The organism is Pseudomonas sp. KD5, from assembly GCF_012932895.1.
Classification (GTDB): domain Bacteria; phylum Pseudomonadota; class Gammaproteobacteria; order Pseudomonadales; family Pseudomonadaceae; genus Aquipseudomonas.
Window position 1 is genome coordinate 261,255 of record NZ_JDWJ01000001.1, and the last position, 22,274, is coordinate 283,528.

The following is a 22,274-nucleotide window of genomic DNA, read 5'->3' on the forward strand; positions in this document are numbered from 1 at the left end:
GCCTTCGGCAGCTGCTACGGGGTCGGGTTACCGGTATAGAGCCGGATGATGTCATTGATCTCCCCCGACGTTTTCATTTGCTGCAACGTACGCAAAATGCGTTGTACTGGCACTTTGGGGTCGTTGCGCACGTAACAACTGATAGGCTGTTCCTGCACCAGCGCTACGCTTTTCAGTTGCTGCTCGGGCAGCAGGCGCTGGTTGAACCAGTCCAGGGTCCATTGGTTACTCACCGCGTAGCGATAGCGTCCAGCCAGCAGCTTTTCCAGCACCTGTTCCTGATTGCGTGCGTCCTCGCGGTGCAGCCGGTTGGCGTCGAACAGCGGTTGCAGGGTCGGGTAGCTATAGCCGAGCACGGTGCCGATCGACTGTTGCGGCAGGTCCGCTGGATTGACAGAGTCGGGTGGGCCTTGCCGGCCAATCAGCATGTCGCGCTGAACCAGCAGCGGAACGCTCCAGATATAGTCGCCGGACGGGGTCGGCAACCAGTCTTGTGAGACGAAACAGCGCACATCGGCTTCGCCGTGTTCCATGGCGTTCTGTACTCGCGGCCGAGGCAACACGTGAAATTGCGCCGGCGCGCCGACCTGAGTCGCCAGGCTAAGCATGATGTCGTGCAGAATGCCCTGGGTCGGCCGGTCGCGCTCGATTTGCACCAAGGGCATGGCCCAGCTGTCCGGCACGACAAAGCGCAACGGCACTTCGGCGGCCGCGACGCTCAGGCTGACTAATAGCAGTGCCCCCAAGGCAAAGTGCATAAATGCTCCGGTACGGCTCAAGCCTGAGCTGATAAAAGCTCCTCAAAGTGCAGCTTAGCCAGAATAGACGAGCGCACCGGATGCAATTTTGGCCTTGCTCCGCTAGCATTAGCCGCTTCTGCTTCCTTCGCTGCGACGGTTTTCGATGAGTTATCAGGTTCTTGCACGTAAATGGCGTCCGCGCTCGTTCCGCGAAATGGTCGGCCAGACCCATGTGCTCAAGGCTCTGATCAATGCCTTGGACAGCCAGCGGCTGCACCACGCCTACCTGTTTACCGGTACCCGCGGGGTCGGCAAGACCACCATCGCGCGGATCATCGCCAAATGCCTGAATTGTGAAACAGGTATCACTTCGACGCCCTGTGGCGAGTGCTCGGTGTGCCGCGAAATCGATGAAGGCCGCTTCGTCGACCTGATCGAGATCGACGCCGCGAGCCGGACCAAGGTCGAAGACACCCGCGAACTGCTCGACAACGTGCAGTACGCGCCGAGCCGCGGGCGCTTCAAGGTCTACCTGATCGACGAAGTGCACATGCTTTCCAGCCATTCCTTCAATGCGCTGTTGAAAACCCTCGAAGAGCCGCCGCCCTACGTCAAGTTCATCCTGGCTACCACCGATCCGCAGAAACTTCCTGCAACGATTCTCTCGCGGTGCCTGCAGTTCTCCCTGAAGAACATGACCCCTGAGCGGGTGGTCGAGCATCTGAGCCATGTGCTGAGCGTCGAGAACGTACCGTTCGAAGACGATGCGCTGTGGCTGCTGGGTCGCGCCGCCGACGGTTCGATGCGCGATGCCATGAGCCTGACCGACCAGGCCATCGCCTTCGGTGAAGGCAAGGTTCTGGCCGCCGACGTGCGGGCGATGCTCGGCACCCTCGATCACGGCCAGGTCTACGACGTCCTGCATGCGCTGATCGAAGGCGACGCCAAGGCGTTGCTCGAAGCCGTGCGCCATCTGGCCGAGCAAGGCCCGGACTGGAACGGCGTGCTCTCGGAAATTCTCAACGTGTTGCACCGTGTTGCCATCGCCCAGGCCCTGCCTGAAGGTGTCGACAACGGCCATGGCGACCGTGATCGCGTATTGGCACTGGCCCAGGCACTGCCGGCCGAAGATGTGCAGTTCTATTACCAGATGGGCCTGATTGGTCGCCGGGATTTGCCGCTGGCACCGGATCCGCGCGGCGGTTTCGAAATGGTCCTGCTGCGAATGCTCGCATTCAGGCCGGCAGACACCGAGGACGCTCCGAGGCAACCGCTAAAGCCAGTGGGGATCAGCCAGGCCACAGTTGATTCCGCAAACTCAGTGGCTGCCGCGCCGATTGTTGCGCCGGTAGTCGCTGCGGCCGTGGCACCGGTTCCAGTGGCGCCCGTGGTTGCACCAGCACCTGTCCCGGCCGTTGCGCCTGAACCCGTCGCGCCGGTGGTCGTGCCTGAGCCCGAGCCAGTGGTCGAGCCCGTAGCGGTCGAAGAAGTCGTCGATCTGCCCTGGAACGATCCGGTAGAGCCTGAGGTTGTCCAGCTGCCCGCCGTCGAGCCGGTGCTGGAGACGGCCGGCGAACAACCCGAATTACCACCGATGCCCATGCCGACGCCGGACAGCGTGGTGCCGGATGCACCTGAGTGGGCCGCTGCGCCGATTCCGGAACCGTCCGTGGCCGAAGTCGATGCCGCCACACCAGGCATCGACCTGGATGACGAACCGCCGCTGGACGAGGACTACATCGAGCCGGACATGGATTCGGCCTACAGCTACCTCGACGATCTGGCCAGTGAGCACACCGCCGAACCTGCGGCGCAGCCCGAGCCTGAACCGGCCGCGATGCCGGCCACCGGCCTGGCCCTGCAATGGCTGGAGTTGTTCCCGAAATTGCCGGTGTCCGGCATGACCGGCAGCATCGCCGCCAACTGCACGCTGATCGCCGTCGATGGCGACAATTGGCTGTTGCATCTGGACCCGGCTCACAGCGCCTTGTTCAACGCGACGCAACAACGTCGTCTCAACGATGCGCTGAACCAGCACCACGGGCGCACGCTGACCCTGAGCATCGAGCTGATCAAGCCTGAGCAGGAAACCCCGGCCCAGGCAGCGTCCCGGCGTCGTGCCGACCGTCAGCGCGAGGCCGAAGAGTCGATCCATGGCGATCCGTTCATCCAGCAAATGATGCAGCAGTTCGGAGCGGTGGTCCGTCACGATACTATTGAACCTGTCGAGGTCCTGGTCAGTCAGGGCTAATAACTGAAGGCGCTTGGCCGCACTCGCCGGGCGCTGTTTTTATCCAAGTACTTTTGAGGTGATTCCCATGATGAAAGGTGGCATGGCCGGCCTGATGAAGCAGGCGCAGCAGATGCAGGAAAAAATGGCCAAGATGCAGGAAGAGCTGGCCAACGCCGAAGTCACCGGTAAGGCCGGTGGCGATATGGTCACCGTGGTAATGACCGGTCGTCACGACGTCAAGCGCGTGACCATCGACCCAAGCCTGGTCGAAGGCCTGAGCGAAGACGACAAAGAGATGCTGGAGGCTGTATTCGCCGCCGCCGTCAACGATGCCGTGCGCAAGATCGAAGCCAACAGCCAGGACAAAATGGGCAGCATGACCGCTGGCATGCAACTGCCACCGGGTATGAAATTGCCATTCTGATTCGCCAACGCGCGTCGGATGGGTTAAAAAAAATGCCAGGCATCGCGCCTGGCATTTTTGTTTCTGCCCGCGGTTTACCCTGTGGCGAGGGGGCTTGTCGGAACGCCGCACCGCCCCGTTCGGCTGCGCAGCAGTCGTTAAATCAGTCAATACAGTTTTTGATGCTGGGCCCGCTTCGCGAGCCAACGGGGGCAAGCCCCCTCGCCACAGGGTAATTGGCGCTGCTATTTGACGCTAAACAGAGGCGCGGGTATAAACCGCGTCTCGTTGTTATGTCGGACTTTTCCCCATGAGCTTCAGCCCTTTGATTCGCCAACTGATCGATGCCCTGCGAATTTTGCCGGGTGTGGGTCAGAAAACTGCCCAGCGCATGGCGTTGCAACTGCTTGAGCGCGATCGCAGCGGCGGTTCGCGACTGGCCCAGGCGCTGAGCCAGGCCATGGAAGGGGTGGGCCACTGCCGTTTGTGCCGCACGCTGACCGAAGACGATCTGTGCCCGCAATGCGCCGATCCACGCCGCGACGACACCTTGCTGTGTGTGGTGGAAGGTCCGATGGACGTGTACGCGGTGGAGCAGACCGGTTTCCGCGGTCGCTACTTTGTGCTCAAGGGCCACTTGTCGCCTCTGGACGGATTGGGGCCGGAAGCCATCGGCATTCCACAACTGATGGCGCGGATCGAAGAGGCGGGCACGTTTACCGAAGTCATCCTCGCCACCAACCCGACGGTGGAAGGCGAGGCCACGGCGCATTACATCGCCCAGTTGCTCAGTAACAAGGGCCTGATTGCCTCACGCATTGCCCACGGCGTGCCGTTGGGTGGCGAGCTGGAACTGGTGGATGGCGGGACATTGGCGCATTCGTTTGCCGGGCGTAAGCCGATTTCGCTGTAACCGCATCTTCAATCCTCACTTGAAAACCAAGCAAGCGCTCGGTTAACTTCGCTGAACCTTCAGTGGAGTTCGCCGATGCCTGTCTTCCAGGAATACTTCGACCCCAGCCACCAATTGGTCCGCGACAGCGTCAGACGTTTCGTCGAGCGCGAGATTCTTCCGGACATCGATCAGTGGGAAGAAGCCGAAAGCTTCCCTCGTGAGCTCTACCTCAAGGCCGGCGCGGCGGGGATTCTGGGCATCGGCTATCCCGAAGCCTTCGGCGGTAGCCATGAAGGCGATGTGTTCGCCAAGATCGCCGCCAGTGAAGAGCTGATGCGCTGCGGTTCCGGTGGTCTGGTCGCAGGGTTGGGCTCGCTGGACATCGGCCTGCCGCCGATCCTCAAGTGGGCCAGGCCCGAAGTTCGCGATCGCGTAGTACCTCAGGTGCTGGCGGGCGAGAAAATCAGCGCCTTGGCCGTCACCGAGCCCAGCGGTGGCTCCGACGTCGCCAACCTGCAAACCCGCGCCGTGCGTGATGGCGACTTCTACCGGGTCAGCGGCAGCAAAACCTTCATTACCAGCGGCGTTCGCGCGGATGTCTACACCGTGGCGGTGCGCACCGGCGAGCCGGGGTTCGGCGGCATCAGTTTGCTACTGATCGAGAAGGGCACGCCGGGTTTCACCGTCGGTCGTCAGTTGAAGAAAATGGGCTGGTGGGCGTCCGACACCGCCGAGCTGTTTTTCGATGATTGCCGGGTGCCGGCCAGCCATTTGATCGGTGCCGAAAACGGGGGCTTTGCCTGCATCATGGGCAACTTCCAGAGCGAGCGTCTGGCTCTGGCGCTGATGGCCAACATGACCGCGCAGTTGGCGCTGGAGGAGAGCCTGAAATGGGCTGGTCAGCGTGAAGCTTTCGGTAAACCCATCGGCAAGTTCCAGGTGCTCAAGCACCGCCTCGCGGAAATGGCCACGGCATTGGAGGTGTCTCGGGAATTCACCTACCGCCAGGCGGCGAAAATGGCGGCCGGGCAGAGTGTGATCAAAGAGATTTCCATGGCGAAGAATTTCGCTACAGACACGGCGGATCGCATTACCACCGATGCGGTGCAGATTCTGGGGGGATTGGGTTACATGCGTGAAAGCCTGGTGGAGCGGCTGTACCGCGATAACCGGATTCTGTCGATTGGCGGCGGGACGCGAGAAGTGATGAACGAGATTATCAGCAAGCAGATGGGGCTGTAGTTGGCGGTATGGCAACTGACGCCATCGCGGGCAAGCCCGTGAAGGCGTCCTTCCAGACGCCGCTTACTTATCGCTCAACGCAAACTGCGTCAGACAGAAAGTCGCAATCCCCATGTCTTCCAGCCGTTGCGAACCACCCAGCTCCGGCAAGTCAATGATCGCCGCCGCTTCATGCACCCGCGCGCCCATGCGCCGAACCAGGTTGGCCGCCGCAATCAGCGTGCCGCCGGTGGCGATCAGGTCATCGAACAGCACCACCGAATCCCCCTCGCACAGGCTGTCGGCGTGGACTTCAAGGAAGGCTTCGCCGTATTCGGTCGCGTAACCTTCGGCCAGCACGTCGGCAGGCAATTTGCCCTGCTTGCGGAACAACACCAATGGCTTGTTCAGCTGATACGCCAATATCGAACCGATCAGGAACCCGCGCGCGTCCATGGCACCGATGTGGGTGAAGTCGGCCTCGACGTAGCGATGGGCAAAGCTGTCCATCACCAGGCGCAGGGCCGTGGGCGACTGGAACAGCGGGGTGATGTCGCGAAAGATCACGCCCGGCTTGGGAAAGTCGATCACGGGGCGGATCAGGGATTTGATGTCGAAGGAGTCGAAGACCATCGTCGAAGTGTCCTGGCGGGCTGCAAACGTCGCAGTATAACGGCGGCTGAACCGTTTCGCTCAGCCACCGTTAAAGGGTCAACCTTCGATCGAGCCACCGGCCAGGGCGCAGAGCTGGATCGGGTCGAGGATGTGCACTTCCTTGCCCTCGGCGGCGATCAGTTCGTTTTGCTGGAAGCGGGTGAACACCCGAGACACGGTTTCCACCGCCAGGCCCAGGTAATTGCCGATTTCGTTGCGCGACATGCTCAACCGGAACTGATTGGCCGAGAAGCCCCGGGCGCGGAAACGGGCCGACAGGTTGACCAGGAAAGTAGCAATGCGCTCGTCGGCGGTCTTCTTCGACAGCAGCAACATCATTTGCTGATCGTCACGAATCTCGCGGCTCATCACGCGCATCAACTGGCGGCGCAGTTGTGGCAGTTGCAGGGCCAGTTCGTCGAGGCGCTCGAACGGGATCTCGCACACCGAAGTGGTTTCCAGGGCTTGCGCCGAGACCGGATGCTGTTCGGTGTCCATGCCCGACAGGCCGACCAGTTCACTGGGCAAATGGAAACCGGTGAGTTGTTCTTCGCCGCCATCGCTCAGGCTGAAGGTCTTCAGGGCGCCGGAGCGTACTGCATAAACGGAATCGAACGTGTCGCCCTGGCGAAACAGGAATTCGCCTTTTTTCAGCGGGCGACCACGTTTGACGATATCGTCCAGCGCATCCATGTCTTCCAGATTCAGAGAAAGTGGCAGGCAGAGAGGGGCCAGGCTGCAATCCTTGCAATGGGCCTGGTTATGAGCGCGCAGTTTTACTGGCTCGGACATTTCTTTAATCCTTGTGGGAAAAAACACACATAAGCCGTAAGGGTACCCCACCGGAGGACATTCGGGCCAGCCTGCGACAATTTATCCTCAAGGGGGTGTTCTCAATTAGTTTCCCCGGCGCGGCGGGGAAACTAATTGAGAGCGCCCCCCCTAAATCACGCGTGAGAAACGCTGGCGATTGCTGTGTTCCAGGTATGCATCGAACACCATGCACACCGAGCGCACCAGCAGCCGGCCTGCGGGCAGTACGGTGATTCTTTCATTGTTCAACTCGATCAATCCGTCCTCGGCCATGTCCTGCAGCTGTGGCCAGAGTTCGCCGAAGTAACCCCGAAAATCGATATTGAAGGCCTGCTCGATTTCCGCGAATTCCAGGTTGAAATGGCAAATCAGTTGCTGAATCACCGCTCTGCGCAAGCGATCGTCGGCATTGCACAGCAGGCCACGGTTGGTGGCCAGTTGCGCGGACGCCAAAGCGTTCTGGTACTGGGTCAGGTCGCTGCTGTTCTGGCAGTACAGGTCACCGATCTGGCTGATGGCCGATACCCCCAGACCGATCAAGTCGCAATGACCGTGGGTGGTGTAGCCCTGGAAGTTGCGTTGCAAGGTCGACTCTTCCTGGGCAATCGCCAGTTCATCATCGGGCAGGGCGAAGTGGTCCATGCCGATGTAGCGGTAACCGGCGGCCGTCAGTTGTTCGATGGTGCGCTGGAGCATTTCCAGCTTCTGCGCCGGTTCCGGTAGATCGTTGCTGTTGATCCGCCGTTGCGGCATGAAGCGCTCTGGCAGATGGGCGTAGTTGAACACCGAGAGCCGGTCCGGTTGCAGGTTGATGACTTCGTCGACGGTGCGGGCGAAGTTCTCGGGCGTCTGCTTGGGCAGGCCGTAGATCAGATCGATGTTGATCGAGCGATATTGCAGAGTTCGGGCGGCGTCGATCACCGCGCGGGTTTCTTCCAGGCTTTGCAGGCGATTGACCGCCCGCTGTACCGCCGGGTCAAGGTCTTGCAGGCCGATGCTGACCCGGTTGAAGCCCAGTTCCCGGAGCAGGCCCATGGTCGACCAGTCGGCCTCGCGCGGGTCGATCTCGATGCCGTAGTCGCCGGAATCGTCGTCCAGCAGATTGAAATGCTTGCGCAGCCGGGCCATCAGCTGACGCAGTTCATCGTGGCTGAGAAAGGTCGGTGTGCCGCCGCCGAAATGCAGTTGCTCGACTTTTTGCATGGGGTCGAGGTGGCAGGCGATCAGCTGGATTTCCTGTTCCAGGCGCTGCAAATAGGGCAGGGCGCGGCCGCGGTCCTTGGTAATGACTTTGTTGCAGGCGCAGTAGTAGCAAATGTTCGCGCAGAACGGCACGTGCACATAGAGGGATAACGGCCGCAGCGCCTTGCGGCTGTCGCGCAGGGCATGAAACAGGTCGAAGGTGCCGACCTGGCTGTCAAATTGTACGGCCGTCGGATACGAGGTATAGCGTGGCCCCGCCAGGTCGTAACGGCGGATCAGATCTGTGTCCCAACGAATGGCGTCGAGCATGCGGGCATTCCCCCGGATAGGCTGGCAGTGTCGGCGAGTCTAGGGGCTGCGACGTTGCGGCATCTTGATTTGCATCAACGGTGATTGGATGTGCGCCGCACTTTTGTAGCAGCTGCCGAAGGCTGCGTTCGAGGACGAAGTCCTCGCAAGAACGGCTACCCGGTATACCTGAAATGTTGAGGTGAATGGTTTACGACGGCTTCGCCGCCGAACGCAGCCTTCGGCAGCTGCTACAAGGGGCGCGTTGATCTAATGCCCCATGAGCCAATGCTGATGCGGCCCCGGCAAGGTCCAGATGCCGAACACCATCACCAACAAGCCGCCGGTCATGCGCACGCTGCGTTTACGCAACAACGCCGTGACCCGCTCGGCCGCCAGGCCTGTGGCGAGCAGTACTGGCCAGGTGCCCAACCCAAACGCCAGCATCAGCAACGCACTGTCCAGCGCATTCCCCTGACTCGCCGACCACAGCAATGTGCTGTAAACCAGCCCGCACGGCAGCCAGCCCCACAGCGCGCCGAGCAGCAAGGCGCGGGGCAGGCTCGACACTGGCAACAGTGTGTTGGCCACCGGCTGGATATGCCGCCACAGGCCGCGACCGAGGCTTTCGATGCGGGTCAAGCCGCTCCACCAGCCGGCCAGGTACAGCCCCATGGTGATCAGCAGCAATCCGGCGAGGATGCGCATGAACATCGCCGCCGGGCTATTGGCCACGGCCCATCCAGCCAGGCCGATCAGCAGGCCGGCCGCGGCGTAGCTGAGAATCCGCCCCAGATTGTAGGCCAGCAGCAAGCGCAAGCGTCGGCTGCGCTGTTCCTTGGGGATCGCCAGGGTCAACGCGCCCATCAAACCGCCGCACATGCCCAGGCAATGGCCGCCACCGAGCAGGCCGAGGATCAGCGCAGATACCAGCAGTGGCGCCAACTCAAGCATGGGGTGGCGCCTTGTCGTCCGGTTTGGCCGGATGGCCGCTGGCTTCGTCGACCGCTGCCGTGTGCTTCGGGTCCTGGTCATCGAACAGGATGCTGTGGGCCGGGCCGTCGAGGTCGTCGTACTGACCGCTGTCGACCGCCCAGAAGAAGATGTAGATAGCGATGGCCACGATCAGCAGCGCGGCCGGGATCATCACGTAGAGAGCTGGCATCTGGACTCCATGCCCGCGCGGCTAGGCCGGCAGCGGGCGGGTTTCTGGCGTGGCGCTGGCGGCAGGCGCGCTCGGCAGGCGAGTCAGGCGCAAAGCATTCAACACCACGGTCAACGAACTGATGGACATGCCGACCGCGGCCCACACCGGAGTGATCCAGCCGAGGGCGGCGAATGGCAACATGAGGCCATTGTACAGCGCTGCCCACAGCAAGTTCTCGATGATGACCCGACGGGTGCGACGGGCCAGGCTGAAGGCTTGCACCAGCGCGTCGAGGCGGTTTGACAGCAACACCGCGTCGGCACTGGTTTTCGCCAGATCGGTGGCCGAGCCCATCGCCACGCTGATGTCGGCGGCGGCCAGCACCGGCACGTCGTTGACCCCGTCGCCGAGCATCAACACCTTGCGACCTTCCTGGTGCAGCTGTTGCAGCACCTGCAATTTATCGTCCGGACGCAAACCGCCACGGGCCTCGTCGATGCCCAGTTCGGCGGCGACGCTGGCGACCATCGGCGAGCTGTCGCCGGACAGCAGCAAGGTGCGCCAGCCGCGAGCCTTGCATGCCGCCAGCAGGGCGGGGGCGTCGGCGCGCAAACGGTCATCGAGGACAAACCACGCCAGCGGTCCCTGGCTGTCGCCGAGCAGCAGCCATTGGCCGGGTTCATCGGGCATCATCGGCACTTGAGCACCGCTGAGCTCGCAGACAAAACCCGGTTGGCCAATGCGCAGGCGTTGCGCGCCGACCAAGCCTTCAAGGCCCAGGCCCGGCGTGCTGTGGACTTCTTCGGCAGCCAGCGGCGCGCGGCCAAAAGCCCGGGCGATCGGGTGTTCGGAACGGTTTTCCAGGGCGGCGGCGAGGCTCAGGCATTGATCGCTGGCCAGTGCCCCAAGCGGCCGGATCGAACGCAAGGCCAGCCGACCTTCGGTGAGGGTGCCGGTCTTGTCGAAAATCACCGTGTCGATCTGGTTCAGGCCTTCCAGTACATGGCCGCGCGTCAGCAGCAAACCGAGTTTGTGCAGTGTGCCGGTGGCAGCGGTGAGGGCGGTAGGCGTGGCCAGGGACAAGGCGCACGGGCAGGTCGCAACCAGCATCGCCAGGACAATCCAGAACGCTCGCGATGAATCCAGCTCCCACCAGAGCAGGCCGATGGCGGCCACTGCGATAAGCGTCAGCAGCAAGAACCATTGCGCGGCGCGGTCGGCGATTTCCGCCAGCCGCGGCTTTTCGGCCTGGGCGCGATCCAGCAGGCGGACGATGGCCGACAGGCGCGTGTCCTGACCCAGCGCCAGGACCTCCACGGTCAACGCACCCTCGACGTTCAAGGTGCCGGCGGTGACTGCGTCACCCAGGGTTCGTGGTTGCGGCAGGTATTCGCCGGTGAGCAGGGATTCGTCAATGCTCGACTGACCGTCAAGGATCTTGCCGTCGGCCGGAAGAATCGCACCGGGGTGCACCAACACCTGATCGCCCACGCGTAACTCGCTGAGCAGAATCCGCTCGCTCTGGCCGTCCGCACTCAGCCGCAGGCAGGAGGCGGGCAACAGATTGACCAGTTGTGCGGTCGCGGCGGCGGTTCGCTCCCGGGCACGGCGTTCCAGGTAGCGCCCAGCCAGCAGGAACAGCGCAAACATTCCCACCGCATCGAAATACAACTCGCCGACCCCGGTGATCGAGGTCCAGATCCCGGCGATATAGGCACTGCCAATTGCCAGTGACACCGAGACGTCCATCGTCAGGTGCCGGGTGCGCAGATCGCGCATCGCCCCTTTGAAGAAGGGCGCGCAGCTGTAGAACACGATCGGCGTGGTGAGAAACAACGCGACCCAACGCAGGATGGTGTGCAGTTCGGGGCTGAGGTCAATGTTGAATTCCGGCCAGGTGGCCATGGTCGCCATCATCGCCTGGAACCACAGCAACCCGGCGACCCCGAGTTGGCGCAGGGCCAGACGGTTTTCGCTGGCCAGTTGTTCGCTGGCACGGTCGGCCTGATAAGGGTGAGCGGCGTAACCGATGTGGCGCAATTCGCTGAGCAACTGGCTTAACGGCAATTGCGCGTCGGCCCAGCGCACGTGCAGGCGATGGTTGGACAGGTTCAGACGTGCTTCGGCCACCGCCGGCAGGCTGCGAAGATGCTTTTCGATCAGCCAGCCGCAGGCGGCGCAGCTGATGCCTTCCATCAACAGGGTGGTTTCGGCGAGTTCGCCTTCGTGGCGGACAAAGGGTTGCTGCACATCGGCGCGATCATACAGCGCCAACTCGTCGACCAACTGCACCGGCAAGGCTTCGGGGTTGGCCGAGGCTTCGCTGCGATGCTGGTAATAACTTTCCAGCCCACCGGCCACGATGGCCTCGGCCACCGCCTGGCAACCCGGGCAGCAGAATTCGCGGGTATCCCCGAGGACAGCGGCGGTGAAGCGGCTACCGGCCGGGACGGGCAGGGCGCAGTGGTAGCAGGGGATTGGAGTGGTCATGTTTGTTGCCATGAAAACCATTGTGGCAGGCCCAAAGGCCTCTGTGGCGAGGGGGCTTGCCCCCGTTGGACCGCGCAACGGTCCCAAAGACAGTCAGCGCGAACTTCTCGATAGATCGAGTAGACAACTTGCGGCTGCTGCGCAACCGAACGCGGGCAAGCCCGCTCGCCACAGGAGATCGTTGTGACTATTTCTTCAGGTCTTCGGCACCTTGCAACGGCTCATCACCGAGCAACAGATCCTTGGCATGGCTGACCTGTTCTTCTTCGAACATGCGCCAGGTCTTGTCATCCTGCACACCCAGCAATTCGACGAAGCGGCGGCCTTCGACCTTGTCGCTCAACTGGCCAATGTAGCGGCCCTGTTCAGTTTCGCTGCGGGCCAGGGTGATCTTGCGATCCTTCTCTGGCTGGGTCGGCGAAATCAGATTCAGCTCAAGGGTTTTCGGTTGGCTGTTGCCGCTCAGGCGCAGGTCGACTTCGCCGGTCAGCTCATCCAGGTGCACGCTGGCTCGCAGTTGCAGGGTCTGGGCCAGCAGTTCCCGGTCCAGGGAGCGATTGATGCCTTTGCCGGCCTCGTAATAGTTGTCATTGACCAGGTTGTCCGGGTGATTCACCGCGATGGTCACCATCGACAGGGTCAAGGTCACCGAGCAGGCCAGGATGGCGATAATGATCCACGGCCAAAGGTGCTTGTACCAGGGACTTGCGGCAGTTGCTGCGGGCATGATCACTTCTCTCAACGAATTTGTGGGCCGATGAATCGGCTCTTGGCTTCAACGTGGACGCTGGCGTCATCGGCATCCTTGAGGATGAATTTCACCTCGTTGGTGCTCGACGGCAGTTGCTCCGGCGAGCTGGACAACTCGACCGGCTGGCTGAAAATTTCCCCGGCGGCGACTTTGATCTCGCGCTTGCCTTGCAGCTTGAGGTCCGGCAGGCCGGTGGCTTCCAGCACGTAGGTGTGGTCGCGCTGGTCCTTGTTCATGATCTTCAGGCTGTAGACGTTTTCGATCCGGCCTTCGGCGTTTTCGCGATACAGCACGCGGTCTTTGCTGACATCAAAACCGACCAGCGAGCGCATGAAGAACGCGGTCACCAGCAACGCGATCATGGTCAGCAACACCAGGGCATAGCCGATCAGGCGCGGGCGCAGTTTATGGGTTTTTTGCCCCGACAGGTTGTGCTCAGTGGTGTAGCTGATCAGGCCACGCGGGTAATCCATCTTGTCCATGATGCTGTCGCAGGCGTCGATGCAGGCCGCGCAGCCAATGCATTCGATTTGCAGGCCGTCGCGGATGTCGATGCCGGTGGGGCAGACCTGGACGCACATGGTGCAGTCGATGCAATCGCCCAGGCCCTGAGCCTTGTAGTCGATGCCTTTCTTGCGCGGGCCACGGCCTTCGCCACGGCGCGGATCGTAGGAGACGATCAGCGTGTCCTTGTCGAACATCACGCTCTGGAAGCGGGCGTACGGGCACATGTAAATGCACACCTGTTCGCGTAGCCAGCCGGCGTTGCCGTAGGTGGCGAGGGTGAAGAAACCGACCCAGAAATACGACCAGCCATCGGCTTCACCGGTGAAGAAGTCGATCACCAGTTCACGAATCGGTGAGAAGTAGCCGACGAAGGTCATGCCGGTCACGAAACCGATCAGCAGCCACATCGTGTGCTTGCTGAATTTGCGCAGGAATTTGTTGGCGCTCATCGGCGCCTTGTCGAGCTTGATGCGCTGGTTGCGGTCGCCTTCGGTGACCTTTTCGCACCACATGAAAATCCAGGTCCAGACGCTTTGCGGGCAGGTGTAGCCGCACCAGACCCGACCGGCATACACGGTAATGAAGAACAGGCCGAAGGCGCTGATGATCAGAATGCCCGAGAGCAGGATGAAGTCCTGGGGCCAGAAGGTCGCGCCAAAAATGAAGAACTTACGCTCCGGCAGGTTCCACCAGACGGCCTGATGACCGCCCCAGCTCAGCCACACCGTGCCGAAATACAGCAGAAACAGTGCGGCACCACCCGTCATCCGCAAGTTGCGGAACAGACCGGTGAAGGCGCGGGTGTAGATCTTTTCTCGAGAGGCGTAGAGGTCGACGCTGTTGTTCGCGTTCTTGGCGGGTGGAGTGACGTCGTGTACCGGAATCTGATTGCTCATCATTGCATCCCACGGCAGTGGAAAAATGCCCCGGTCAGTACGTGCCGACCGCGGTCAAAAAGAGGTGTTGCAGTGGCGCAATGATACGCCTGTAGCTCTAACTCAAGGGTGCGACCTTTGGTCACGTTGGTGGAAATCAACTGACAGTGTAATGACTTGAATCAATTGACTTGTGAATTATGGACGGTTACGCGAGTGTCGGCGCTCAATCGGCCCATGGATTGATCAGGGCAACACCACTGGATTGAAAATCGCTGATGTTACGGGTGACCACTGTAAGGCCATGAACCAGCGCGGTCGCTGCGATCAGTGCGTGGCTTTCGTTGGCGCGGTCCGGAACATGCAGGCTGGCACAGCGTAGCGCCACAGCGGCGTCGACCGGCAAGATTCTGGCATCGAAGGCCGGAATGACATGTCGCTTCAGCCACGCACGCAAAACCTTCCCTTGCGCGGGGTCACGTCGCTCCATTCGTAATACCCCTGTCTCCAGTTCCTTCAAGGTAATGGCCGAAATAAACATGCGTGGCGCGATGATACTTTTAGCCCAGGCGACGACATTTACATCAGCCTGGGGTTTGCGTAGTTCAGAAATCACGTTGGTGTCGAGTAGAAACATCAGGACAAGTCCACGGGGCGATGAATGATCACGGCGCGCTCGGTTTCGAATTCGATGTCGGCTGCTTCTGGCATCACCAACAGATCGACGATGTTGGCGTTTATGCCAGTCAGTTTTTGGTACTCCTCAATGCTTAGCAGTACGTGAGCAGGCTTGCCACGGTCGGTGATGATAACCGGCCCCTGACGCGTGGCTTTTTTGGCACTACTTGTGTCCTGATTGAATTCACGGCTGGAAATGGTGGTGATGGCCATCATGGCTGACCCTCTTGAAAGTGCTTTGTAGAAACGTTACTACTCGGTAGGTCGTATCGCAACCTCATGGATGACGGGGCTGCTACCACTGGTCGGTAGGGGGCAGGCATGATTGTGTTGAAAACAAAACGGCCCCGCCAATTCTCATTGGCGGGGCCGTTTTGTTTGCATCGAGCGTTTGCCTTACTGGGCGTCTGCCACCGGCGCTTTCTCACCGTGAGAGAGGCTGTAGACGTAAGCGGCCAGCAGGTGAACCTTGTCGTTGCCTTGCAGCTGTTCTTGCGCAGGCATCTGGCCCTGACGGCCGTAACGGATGGTCTGCTGCAGTTGAGCGAAGCTCGAACCGTAGATGAACGCTGCCGGGTGAGTCAGGTTAGGGGCGCCCATGGCCGGGGTGCCTTTGCCTTCCGGACCGTGGCAAGCCACGCAGTTGGCAGCGAACAGCTTCTGGCCGGCAACCGGGTCAGCCTTGGCGCCTTCCGGCAGTTTGCGGCCATCGAGGCTGGTCAATACGTAAGCGGCAACGTCGCTGACGCCTTGTTCACCGATCACTTCGGCCCAGGCCGGCATCACGGCGTGACGGCCGCCCATGATGGTGGTCTTGATGGTTGCCGCTTCACCGCCCCAGCGCCAGTCGGCGTCGGTCAGGTTAGGGAAGCCATAAGCGCCCTTGGCGTCGGAACCGTGGCAGACCGAGCAGTTGGAGGCGAACAGGCGGCCACCCATCTTCAGGGCTTGCGGGTCCTTGGCGACTTCTTCGATTGGCATGGAAGCGAACTTGGCGAAGATCGGGCCGAACTTGGCGTCCGACCTGGCCATTTCCTTTTCCCACTCGTGAACGCCGGTCCAGCCGGTCTGGCCGTTGGCGAACGCGGTCTGCTTCTCGTTATCCAGGTAGTTGTAACCTGGCAACAGGCCTTTCCAGTTACCCAGGCCCGGGTACAGGACCAGATAGCCAAGGGCGAAGATGATGGTGCCCACGAACAGCATGAACCACCATTTCGGCAGTGGGTTGTCGTACTCCTCGATCCCGTCGAAGGAGTGGCCGACCGTCTCGTCGGTCTGCTCGGCGCGCTGGCCCTTGCGGGTGGACAGCAGCAGCCAGGTCAGGGCGAAGATGGTGCCGAGACTGAGGACTGTGACGTACAGACTCCAGAACGTAGTCATTCTTTGTTACTCCTAGAAGCTTGCTCGACGTGCTTGATGGCTTCGGGATCATCCGCGAAAGGCAGCAAGGTCGCGTCTTCAAACTCCGACTTGCGCTTGGGACTGAATACCCACAACGCCAGACCGATGAAGGCCACCATCACAACAACGGTGCCCAGGCCACGAATCATCCCGATATCCATCTAAATCACCGTTTGCTTTTGATGATGGTGCCCAGGCCTTGCAGATAGGCCACCAGCGCGTCCATTTCGGTTTTGCCCTTCACAGCATCCTTGGCGCCGGCGATGTCTTCGTCGGTGTAAGGGACGCCGAGCGTGCGCAAGACTTCCATTTTCTTGGCGGTGTCTTTGCCGTCGAGCTTGTTTTCCACGAGGAACGGGTAAGCTGGCATTTTCGACTCGGGCACCACGTTGCGCGGGTTGTACAAGTGCGCACGCTGCCAGTCATCGGAGTAACGACCGCCGACACGGGCCAGGTCCGGACCGGTACGCTTGGAACCCCACAGGAACGGGTGATCCCAGACGCTTTCACCGGCGACCGAGTAGTGGCCGTAGCGTTCGGTTTCAGCACGGAACGGGCGGATCATCTGCGAGTGGCAGCCGACACAACCGTTGGCGATGTAGATGTCACGGCCTTCCAGTTCAAGGGCGGTACGAGGCTTCATGCCTTCGACCGGCTTGTTGGTGACGTCCTGGAAAAACAGCGGAACGATCTGGGTCAGGCCGCCGATGCTGACGGCGATAACCATGAAGAAGGCCAGCAGGCCAATATTCTTCTCGACTGCTTCATGCTTCATCAGTGAGCTCCAACTACAGCAATCTTGGCGGCGGCTTCAGCTTCAGCCGGGTCCGAGGCACGAACGGTACGGAACACGTTGTAGGCCATCAACAGCATGCCGCTGGCAAAGAACGCGCCGCCCAGGGCACGAACGATGAAACCAGGGTGGCTGGCTTGCAGCGCTTCCACGAACGAGTAGGTGAGGGTGCCGTCGTCGTTGATTGCACGCCACATCAGGCCCTGGGTGATGCCGTTGACCCACATCGAAGCGATGTACAACACGGTACCGATGGTCGCGAGCCAGAAGTGCGCGTTGATCAGGCCGGTGCTGTGCATTTGTGCACGGCCGAACAGTTTCGGGATCATGTGGTAGATGGCGCCGATCGAGATCATCGCTACCCAACCCAAGGCGCCGGCGTGTACGTGGCCGATGGTCCAGTCGGTGTAGTGCGAGAGCGAGTTGACGGTCTTGATGGCCATCATCGGGCCTTCGAAGGTCGACATGCCGTAGAACGCCAGCGACACGACCAGGAAACGCAGGATCGGGTCGGTGCGCAGCTTATGCCAGGCGCCCGACAGGGTCATCATGCCGTTGATCATGCCGCCCCAGCTCGGAGCCAGCAGGATGATCGACATCGCCATGCCCAGGGACTGAGCCCAGTCCGGCAGTGCGGTGTAGTGCAAGTGGTGCGGACCGGCCCAGATGTACAGGGTGATCAGCGCCCAGAAGTGCACGATCGACAGGCGATAGGAGTAGATCGGACGCTCGGCCTGTTTCGGCACGAAGTAGTACATCATCCCCAGGAAGCCAGTGGTCAGGAAGAATCCCACGGCGTTGTGGCCGTACCACCACTGGATCATCGCGTCGGTCGCACCCGAGTAGGCCGAGTAGGACTTGAACAGGCTGACCGGCAGCGACATGTGGTTGACGATGTGCAGCATCGCGGTCACGACGATGAAGGCACCGTAGAACCAGTTACCGACATAGATGTGCTTGGTCTTGCGCTTGACGATGGTGCCGAAGAACACCAGACCGTAGGTGACCCAGACGATGGCCAGCAGAATAGCCAGGGGCCATTCCAGTTCCGCGTATTCCTTGGTGGTGGTGAAACCCATCGGCAAGGTCACGATCGCGCCGACGATCACCGCTTGCCAACCCCAGAAGGTGAAGGCCGCGAGGCTGTCGGAGATCAGTCGCGTTTGGCAGGTTCGCTGCACGACGTAATAAGAAGTGGCAAACAGAGCACAACCACCGAAGGCGAAAATCACCAGGTTGGTGTGCAACGGGCGTAAGCGTCCAAAAGTCGTCCACGGCAGACCGAAGTTCAATTCCGGCCATACGAGCTGTGAGGCGATGAAGACACCAAGCCCCATGCCAAGGATCCCCCAGACCACCGTCATGATGGCGAACTGGCGGACTACCTTATAGTTATAAGCAGTCGGACTGATTGCTGTGCTCATTCTAAGGTTCCACGGTTTGGGTGTTTTATTAGGAGTAAAAATCGGCCGCAAGTATGGAGAAAGCGGGGGGTCATTGCAACGCGCCATGACCTGGGTCAATGCTTTCAAAACCTGATTCTGCGGCCTTTCCATGCGCCGCGTAAGGACAAAATTGCCCTCTGACAAAATGTCGCAGCGGATGAAAAAGGCGAGGGGTTCAAGTCAGATGTAACGGGGTGTGTTCAAACGCAACGATCGAGGGACAGACGGCAATTTGCGCGACAGCCGGTATCTACCAGCCTTTGCGGCCTGTCATCGAACAGAATCGTCGAACACATCGGGTAAAATCGACCTGGAACCGACTCATGCCAGTCCGCACCGAGGAAGCTTAGACCCGAATCTGGTGAACCGAAAGGAAGGGGAACGGGAGGGTGCGACAATGGGTCGCAAAGAGGCAGGGAACTGCCGCATTCCGCAGAATGCGGCAGCAGAGCGGTCAAAAATTATTCGCTTTTGCCTTGTGCCTGCAAACGCTCGGTGCCGACTCCGTGGGACAAGCTGTACACATAAGCGGCCAGCAATTGCACCTTGTCGTTGCCCAGCAGTTCGTTTTGCGCTGGCATATGGCCCTGGCGGCCGTGGCGAATAGTCTGTTGCAGTTGCGCCAGGCTGGTGCCATAGATAAAACCGGCCGGGTGCGTCAGATTCGGCGCGCCCATGGCTTCAGTGCCCTGGCCGTTTGCCCCATGACAGGCTACGCAGGTGGTGCTGAACAGTTGCTGTCCGGCTTGCACGTCGGCACCACTGTCGGCCGGCAGCGGCAGGCCGGCCAATTCGTGACGCACGTACGCGGCGACGTTCTTCACCCCGGTCTCACCCAACACTTCACCCCAGGCCGGCATGGCCGCCATCCGGCCACCCATGATGGTGGTCTTGATGGTCTCGGCATTGCCGCCCCAGCGCCAATCGCTGTCAGCCAGGTTGGGAAAACCGAACGCGCCCTTGGCATCCGAGCCGTGGCACACCGAGCAGTTGGAGGCGAACAGGCGGCCGCCCATTTTCAGCGCTTGCGGGTCTTTCGCTACTTCTTCCACCGGCATTGCCGCGAATTTGGCGAAGATCGGCCCGAATTTGGCGTCCGCCTTGCTCATCTCCTTTTCCCATTCGTGCACGCCGGTCCAGCCGTTTTCATAACCGGGCAATATGCCTTTCCAGTTGCCCAGGCCCGGATAAAGAATCAGGTAGCCGACCGAGAACACCAGGGTGCCGGCGAACAGCATGAACCACCACTGCGGCAGCGGGTTGTCGTACTCCTCGATGCCGTCGAAGCTGTGGCCCATGGTCTGGTCGACGCTGCCCTTGGTTTCGCCGCGGCGGGTGCCGATCAGCAGCCAGGTCAGGCCGATCAGGCTGCCGATGGTCAGTACGCAGATCCACGCACTCCAGAAGGTGGTCATGGCCGGGCGCTCCTTGTTGTTGCAGATTCTTGGGTAGTTTCGGGTTGCGGCTCGTCAGCGAACGGCAGCAGGCGCGCTTCGGCGAATTGCGGATTGCGCTTGCTGTTGAACACCCACAGTGTCAGACCGACGAAGGCCACGAACACCACGACTGTGCCGAGGCCGCGGATCAGGCCTGTGCTCATATCAATGACCATGACTCACCTCTTGCTCTTGATGGCAGTGCCGAGCACTTGCAGGTAGGCAACCAGCGCGTCCATCTCGGTCTTGCCCTTGAGCGAAGCGACCGAGCCTGCAATGTCTTCGTCGGTGTACGGCACGCCGAGGGTGCGCATGGCGCGGATCTTGGTTTCGGTGTGGCTGCTGTCGAGCGGGTTGGCCACCAGCCATGGATACGCCGGCATCTTCGATTCCGGCACCACGTTGCGCGGGTTGTACAAGTGCGCGCGGTGCCAGTCTTCGGAGTAGCGCCCGCCGACTCGCGCCAGGTCCGGGCCGGTGCGCTTGGAGCCCCAGAGGAACGGGTGATCCCACACGCTTTCCCCGGCCACCGAGTAATGGCCGTAGCGTTCGGTTTCGGCGCGGAACGGGCGGATCATCTGCGAGTGGCAACCGACGCAGCCTTCGCGGATGTAGATGTCGCGACCTTCCAGTTGCAGCGCGGTGTAGGGCTTCATGCCTTCCACCGGTTTATTGGTCACGTCCTGGAAGAACAGCGGGACGATCTGGGTCAGGCCGCCGATGCTCACGGCGAACACCATCAGCAACATCAACAGGCCGACGTTTTTCTCGATTGTTTCGTGTTTCATGGCGGACTCCTCAGGCGATCTGCGCGGCAGCGACGGCTTCGGCAGGCTGCGAGGCCCGCACGGTGCGCCAGGTGTTGTAAGCCATCAGCAGCATGCCGCTGAGGAAGATCGCGCCGCCCACCAGTCGCACGATGAAGCCAGGATGGCTGGCCACCAGGGTTTCGACGAAGGAGTAGGTCAGCGTGCCGTCCTCGTTGACTGCGCGCCACATCAGGCCCTGGGCGATGCCGTTGACCCACATCGAGGCGATGTACAGCACGGTGCCGATGGTGGCGAGCCAGAAGTGCGCGTTGATCAGGCCGATGCTGTGCATCTGCTCGCGGCCGAAGACTTTCGGGATCATGTGATACAGCGCACCGATGGAAATCATCGCCACCCAGCCGAGCGCGCCGGCGTGAACGTGGCCGATGGTCCAGTCGGTGTAGTGGGAGAGGGCGTTGACCGTCTTGATCGCCATCATCGGCCCTTCGAAGGTCGACATGCCGTAGAACGCCAGGGACACCACGAGGAAACGCAGGATCGGGTCGCTGCGCAACTTATGCCAGGCACCCGACAGGGTCATCATGCCGTTGATCATCCCGCCCCAGCTGGGCGCCAGCAGGATCAGCGACATCACCATGCCCAGCGATTGTGCCCAGTCCGGCAGCGCGGTGTAGTGCAAGTGGTGGGGACCGGCCCAGATGTACAGGGTGATCAGCGCCCAGAAGTGCACGATCGACAAGCGATAGGAATACACCGGGCGTTCGGCCTGTTTCGGCACGAAGTAGTACATCATCCCGAGGAAACCGGCGGTGAGGAAAAATCCTACGGCGTTGTGGCCGTACCACCACTGCACCATGGCATCGGTCGCACCGGAGTACAGCGAGTAGGACTTGGTCAGACTCACCGGCAATTCCAGGTTGTTGACGATATGCAGGATTGCCACGGTGATGATGAATCCACCGAAGAACCAGTTACCGACATAGATGTGCTTGGTCTTGCGCTGCATGATCGTGCCGAAGAACACGATGGCGTAAGCCACCCAGACGATGGTGATCAGGATGTCGATCGGCCATTCCAGTTCGGCGTATTCCTTGGAACTGGTGTAACCCAGCGGCAGGCTGATCGCCGCCAACAGGATCACCAGTTGCCAGCCCCAGAAGCAGAACGCGGCGATTTTCGGCGCAAACAATCGAGTCTGGCAGGTACGCTGTACCGAGTAGAACGAACTGGCGAACAACGCGCAGCCGCCGAAGGCGAAGATCACCGCGTTGGTGTGCAGCGGGCGCAACCGGCCGAAACTGGTCCATGGCAGATTGAAGTTGAGTTCGGGCCAGACCAACTGGGCGGCGAGAAAAACCCCGAGCCCCATGCCGACGATGCCCCACACCACCGTCATAATGGCGAATTGGCGGACCACCTTGTAGTTGTAGGCGGTACTGATAGAAGTGTTCATGGTTCCCCATCCACGGTTCAGCCGAAGGAGAACGCGTGCGCAAGGCAACGCTCCCTTCGCCTGGAGTTATAGGCAGAC

Annotated in this window: 23 protein-coding genes; 4 read left to right on the forward strand and 19 right to left on the reverse strand. The window is 60.9% G+C overall.

The window, feature by feature from the left end; genetic code table 11:
- Positions 1–14: 14 nt before the first annotated feature.
- Entirely contained in the window at positions 15–758 is a 744-nt protein-coding gene (locus tag AF70_RS01210) for an ABC transporter substrate-binding protein (protein ID WP_028941147.1), read from the reverse strand.
- 145 nt (positions 759–903) lie between these two features.
- On the opposite strand from AF70_RS01210, the gene dnaX reads away from it, so the two are divergent.
- The 4 genes from dnaX to AF70_RS01230 all read left to right on the forward strand — a co-directional run bounded on the left by dnaX (position 904) and on the right by AF70_RS01230 (position 5,513).
- Positions 904–2,991, forward strand: a complete 2,088-nt coding sequence (gene dnaX, locus AF70_RS01215; protein WP_028941148.1) for a DNA polymerase III subunit gamma/tau — start codon at positions 904–906, stop codon at positions 2,989–2,991.
- 67 nt (positions 2,992–3,058) lie between these two features.
- Positions 3,059–3,397 (forward strand): YbaB/EbfC family nucleoid-associated protein, encoded by a 339-nt coding sequence (locus AF70_RS01220; protein ID WP_007933349.1) that lies wholly within the window; start codon positions 3,059–3,061, stop codon positions 3,395–3,397.
- A 289-nt stretch (positions 3,398–3,686) separates the two neighbouring features.
- Positions 3,687–4,289, forward strand: a complete 603-nt coding sequence (gene recR, locus AF70_RS01225; RefSeq protein ID WP_007933351.1) for a recombination mediator RecR — start codon at positions 3,687–3,689, stop codon at positions 4,287–4,289.
- A gap of 75 nt (positions 4,290–4,364) precedes the next feature.
- The gene (locus AF70_RS01230) at positions 4,365–5,513 is read left to right on the forward strand and encodes an acyl-CoA dehydrogenase family protein (RefSeq protein ID WP_028941149.1); all 1,149 of its coding nucleotides are present in this window, start codon (positions 4,365–4,367) and stop codon (positions 5,511–5,513) included.
- 63 nt (positions 5,514–5,576) lie between these two features.
- Here AF70_RS01230 and AF70_RS01235 read toward each other — a convergent pair whose 3' ends face one another.
- The 18 genes from AF70_RS01235 to ccoN (AF70_RS01320) form a co-directional block, all read right to left on the reverse strand.
- Positions 5,577–6,125, reverse strand: coding sequence for an adenine phosphoribosyltransferase (locus tag AF70_RS01235; protein WP_019579893.1), 549 nt, complete (start codon positions 6,123–6,125; stop codon positions 5,577–5,579).
- A 78-nt stretch (positions 6,126–6,203) separates the two neighbouring features.
- On the reverse strand, positions 6,204–6,938 hold the full coding sequence (fnr, locus tag AF70_RS01240) for a fumarate/nitrate reduction transcriptional regulator Fnr (RefSeq protein WP_019579894.1): 735 nt from the start codon (positions 6,936–6,938) through the stop codon (positions 6,204–6,206).
- 150 nt (positions 6,939–7,088) lie between these two features.
- Complete coding sequence (hemN, locus tag AF70_RS01245) at positions 7,089–8,471, reverse strand: oxygen-independent coproporphyrinogen III oxidase (protein ID WP_028941150.1); 1,383 nt, start codon at positions 8,469–8,471, stop codon at positions 7,089–7,091.
- Positions 8,472–8,720: 249 nt separating this feature from the next.
- The gene (locus AF70_RS01250; RefSeq protein ID WP_028941151.1) at positions 8,721–9,404 is read right to left on the reverse strand and encodes a sulfite exporter TauE/SafE family protein; all 684 of its coding nucleotides are present in this window, start codon (positions 9,402–9,404) and stop codon (positions 8,721–8,723) included.
- Positions 9,397–9,615: a cbb3-type cytochrome oxidase assembly protein CcoS gene (gene ccoS, locus AF70_RS01255; RefSeq protein ID WP_007933363.1), complete on the reverse strand. Its 219-nt coding sequence runs from the start codon at positions 9,613–9,615 to the stop codon at positions 9,397–9,399. Before ccoS ends, AF70_RS01250 begins: the two co-directional genes overlap by 8 nt.
- Before the next feature lie 21 nt (positions 9,616–9,636).
- Entirely contained in the window at positions 9,637–12,087 is a 2,451-nt protein-coding gene (locus AF70_RS01260; protein WP_028941152.1) for a heavy metal translocating P-type ATPase, read from the reverse strand.
- A 187-nt stretch (positions 12,088–12,274) separates the two neighbouring features.
- Positions 12,275–12,814: a FixH family protein gene (locus AF70_RS01265; RefSeq protein WP_019579898.1), complete on the reverse strand. Its 540-nt coding sequence runs from the start codon at positions 12,812–12,814 to the stop codon at positions 12,275–12,277.
- Positions 12,815–12,825: 11 nt separating this feature from the next.
- Complete coding sequence (ccoG, locus tag AF70_RS01270) at positions 12,826–14,241, reverse strand: cytochrome c oxidase accessory protein CcoG (RefSeq protein WP_028941154.1); 1,416 nt, start codon at positions 14,239–14,241, stop codon at positions 12,826–12,828.
- 205 nt (positions 14,242–14,446) lie between these two features.
- A complete protein-coding gene (locus tag AF70_RS01275; protein WP_028941155.1) occupies positions 14,447–14,857 on the reverse strand; it encodes a type II toxin-antitoxin system VapC family toxin in 411 nt (136 codons plus the stop codon).
- The gene (locus tag AF70_RS01280) at positions 14,857–15,111 is read right to left on the reverse strand and encodes a type II toxin-antitoxin system Phd/YefM family antitoxin (protein ID WP_026331761.1); all 255 of its coding nucleotides are present in this window, start codon (positions 15,109–15,111) and stop codon (positions 14,857–14,859) included. The genes AF70_RS01275 and AF70_RS01280 overlap by 1 nt, the downstream gene beginning before the upstream one ends.
- 183 nt (positions 15,112–15,294) lie before the next feature.
- Complete coding sequence (ccoP, locus tag AF70_RS01285) at positions 15,295–16,278, reverse strand: cytochrome-c oxidase, cbb3-type subunit III (protein WP_018925300.1); 984 nt, start codon at positions 16,276–16,278, stop codon at positions 15,295–15,297.
- Entirely contained in the window at positions 16,275–16,460 is a 186-nt protein-coding gene (locus AF70_RS01290; protein ID WP_003175465.1) for a CcoQ/FixQ family Cbb3-type cytochrome c oxidase assembly chaperone, read from the reverse strand. The genes ccoP (AF70_RS01285) and AF70_RS01290 overlap by 4 nt, the downstream gene beginning before the upstream one ends.
- Positions 16,461–16,465: 5 nt before the next feature.
- Positions 16,466–17,074, reverse strand: coding sequence for a cytochrome-c oxidase, cbb3-type subunit II (gene ccoO, locus AF70_RS01295; RefSeq protein WP_018925301.1), 609 nt, complete (start codon positions 17,072–17,074; stop codon positions 16,466–16,468).
- Positions 17,074–18,516: a cytochrome-c oxidase, cbb3-type subunit I gene (ccoN, locus tag AF70_RS01300; protein WP_019579901.1), complete on the reverse strand. Its 1,443-nt coding sequence runs from the start codon at positions 18,514–18,516 to the stop codon at positions 17,074–17,076. Before ccoN (AF70_RS01300) ends, ccoO (AF70_RS01295) begins: the two co-directional genes overlap by 1 nt.
- Before the next feature lie 482 nt (positions 18,517–18,998).
- The gene (gene ccoP, locus AF70_RS01305; protein WP_019579902.1) at positions 18,999–19,952 is read right to left on the reverse strand and encodes a cytochrome-c oxidase, cbb3-type subunit III; all 954 of its coding nucleotides are present in this window, start codon (positions 19,950–19,952) and stop codon (positions 18,999–19,001) included.
- The gene (locus tag AF70_RS01310; RefSeq protein ID WP_018925303.1) at positions 19,949–20,149 is read right to left on the reverse strand and encodes a cbb3-type cytochrome c oxidase subunit 3; all 201 of its coding nucleotides are present in this window, start codon (positions 20,147–20,149) and stop codon (positions 19,949–19,951) included. The genes ccoP (AF70_RS01305) and AF70_RS01310 overlap by 4 nt, the downstream gene beginning before the upstream one ends.
- 3 nt (positions 20,150–20,152) lie before the next feature.
- Positions 20,153–20,761: a cytochrome-c oxidase, cbb3-type subunit II gene (gene ccoO / locus AF70_RS01315; protein WP_007942211.1), complete on the reverse strand. Its 609-nt coding sequence runs from the start codon at positions 20,759–20,761 to the stop codon at positions 20,153–20,155.
- A gap of 10 nt (positions 20,762–20,771) precedes the next feature.
- A complete protein-coding gene (gene ccoN / locus AF70_RS01320; protein ID WP_007942213.1) occupies positions 20,772–22,196 on the reverse strand; it encodes a cytochrome-c oxidase, cbb3-type subunit I in 1,425 nt (474 codons plus the stop codon).
- Positions 22,197–22,274: the final 78 nt, after the last annotated feature.

Bases quoted from the DNA above. Each gene is read 5' to 3' on its own strand.
- AF70_RS01210 (WP_028941147.1), bottom strand. From the start codon at position 758: ATGCACTTTGCCTTGGGGGCACTGCTATTAGTCAGCCTGAGCGTCGCG.
- dnaX (WP_028941148.1), top strand. From the start codon at position 904: ATGAGTTATCAGGTTCTTGCACGTAAATGGCGTCCGCGCTCGTTCCGC.
- AF70_RS01220 (WP_007933349.1), top strand. From the start codon at position 3,059: ATGATGAAAGGTGGCATGGCCGGCCTGATGAAGCAGGCGCAGCAGATG.
- recR (WP_007933351.1), top strand. From the start codon at position 3,687: ATGAGCTTCAGCCCTTTGATTCGCCAACTGATCGATGCCCTGCGAATT.
- AF70_RS01230 (WP_028941149.1), top strand. From the start codon at position 4,365: ATGCCTGTCTTCCAGGAATACTTCGACCCCAGCCACCAATTGGTCCGC.
- AF70_RS01235 (WP_019579893.1), bottom strand. From the start codon at position 6,125: ATGGTCTTCGACTCCTTCGACATCAAATCCCTGATCCGCCCCGTGATC.
- fnr (WP_019579894.1), bottom strand. From the start codon at position 6,938: ATGTCCGAGCCAGTAAAACTGCGCGCTCATAACCAGGCCCATTGCAAG.
- hemN (WP_028941150.1), bottom strand. From the start codon at position 8,471: ATGCTCGACGCCATTCGTTGGGACACAGATCTGATCCGCCGTTACGAC.
- AF70_RS01250 (WP_028941151.1), bottom strand. From the start codon at position 9,404: ATGCTTGAGTTGGCGCCACTGCTGGTATCTGCGCTGATCCTCGGCCTG.
- ccoS (WP_007933363.1), bottom strand. From the start codon at position 9,615: ATGCCAGCTCTCTACGTGATGATCCCGGCCGCGCTGCTGATCGTGGCC.
- AF70_RS01260 (WP_028941152.1), bottom strand. From the start codon at position 12,087: ATGACCACTCCAATCCCCTGCTACCACTGCGCCCTGCCCGTCCCGGCC.
- AF70_RS01265 (WP_019579898.1), bottom strand. From the start codon at position 12,814: ATGCCCGCAGCAACTGCCGCAAGTCCCTGGTACAAGCACCTTTGGCCG.
- ccoG (WP_028941154.1), bottom strand. From the start codon at position 14,241: ATGAGCAATCAGATTCCGGTACACGACGTCACTCCACCCGCCAAGAAC.
- AF70_RS01275 (WP_028941155.1), bottom strand. From the start codon at position 14,857: ATGTTTCTACTCGACACCAACGTGATTTCTGAACTACGCAAACCCCAG.
- AF70_RS01280 (WP_026331761.1), bottom strand. From the start codon at position 15,111: ATGGCCATCACCACCATTTCCAGCCGTGAATTCAATCAGGACACAAGT.
- ccoP (WP_018925300.1), bottom strand. From the start codon at position 16,278: ATGACTACGTTCTGGAGTCTGTACGTCACAGTCCTCAGTCTCGGCACC.
- AF70_RS01290 (WP_003175465.1), bottom strand. From the start codon at position 16,460: ATGGATATCGGGATGATTCGTGGCCTGGGCACCGTTGTTGTGATGGTG.
- ccoO (WP_018925301.1), bottom strand. From the start codon at position 17,074: ATGAAGCATGAAGCAGTCGAGAAGAATATTGGCCTGCTGGCCTTCTTC.
- ccoN (WP_019579901.1), bottom strand. From the start codon at position 18,516: ATGAGCACAGCAATCAGTCCGACTGCTTATAACTATAAGGTAGTCCGC.
- ccoP (WP_019579902.1), bottom strand. From the start codon at position 19,952: ATGACCACCTTCTGGAGTGCGTGGATCTGCGTACTGACCATCGGCAGC.
- AF70_RS01310 (WP_018925303.1), bottom strand. From the start codon at position 20,149: ATGGTCATTGATATGAGCACAGGCCTGATCCGCGGCCTCGGCACAGTC.
- ccoO (WP_007942211.1), bottom strand. From the start codon at position 20,761: ATGAAACACGAAACAATCGAGAAAAACGTCGGCCTGTTGATGTTGCTG.
- ccoN (WP_007942213.1), bottom strand. From the start codon at position 22,196: ATGAACACTTCTATCAGTACCGCCTACAACTACAAGGTGGTCCGCCAA.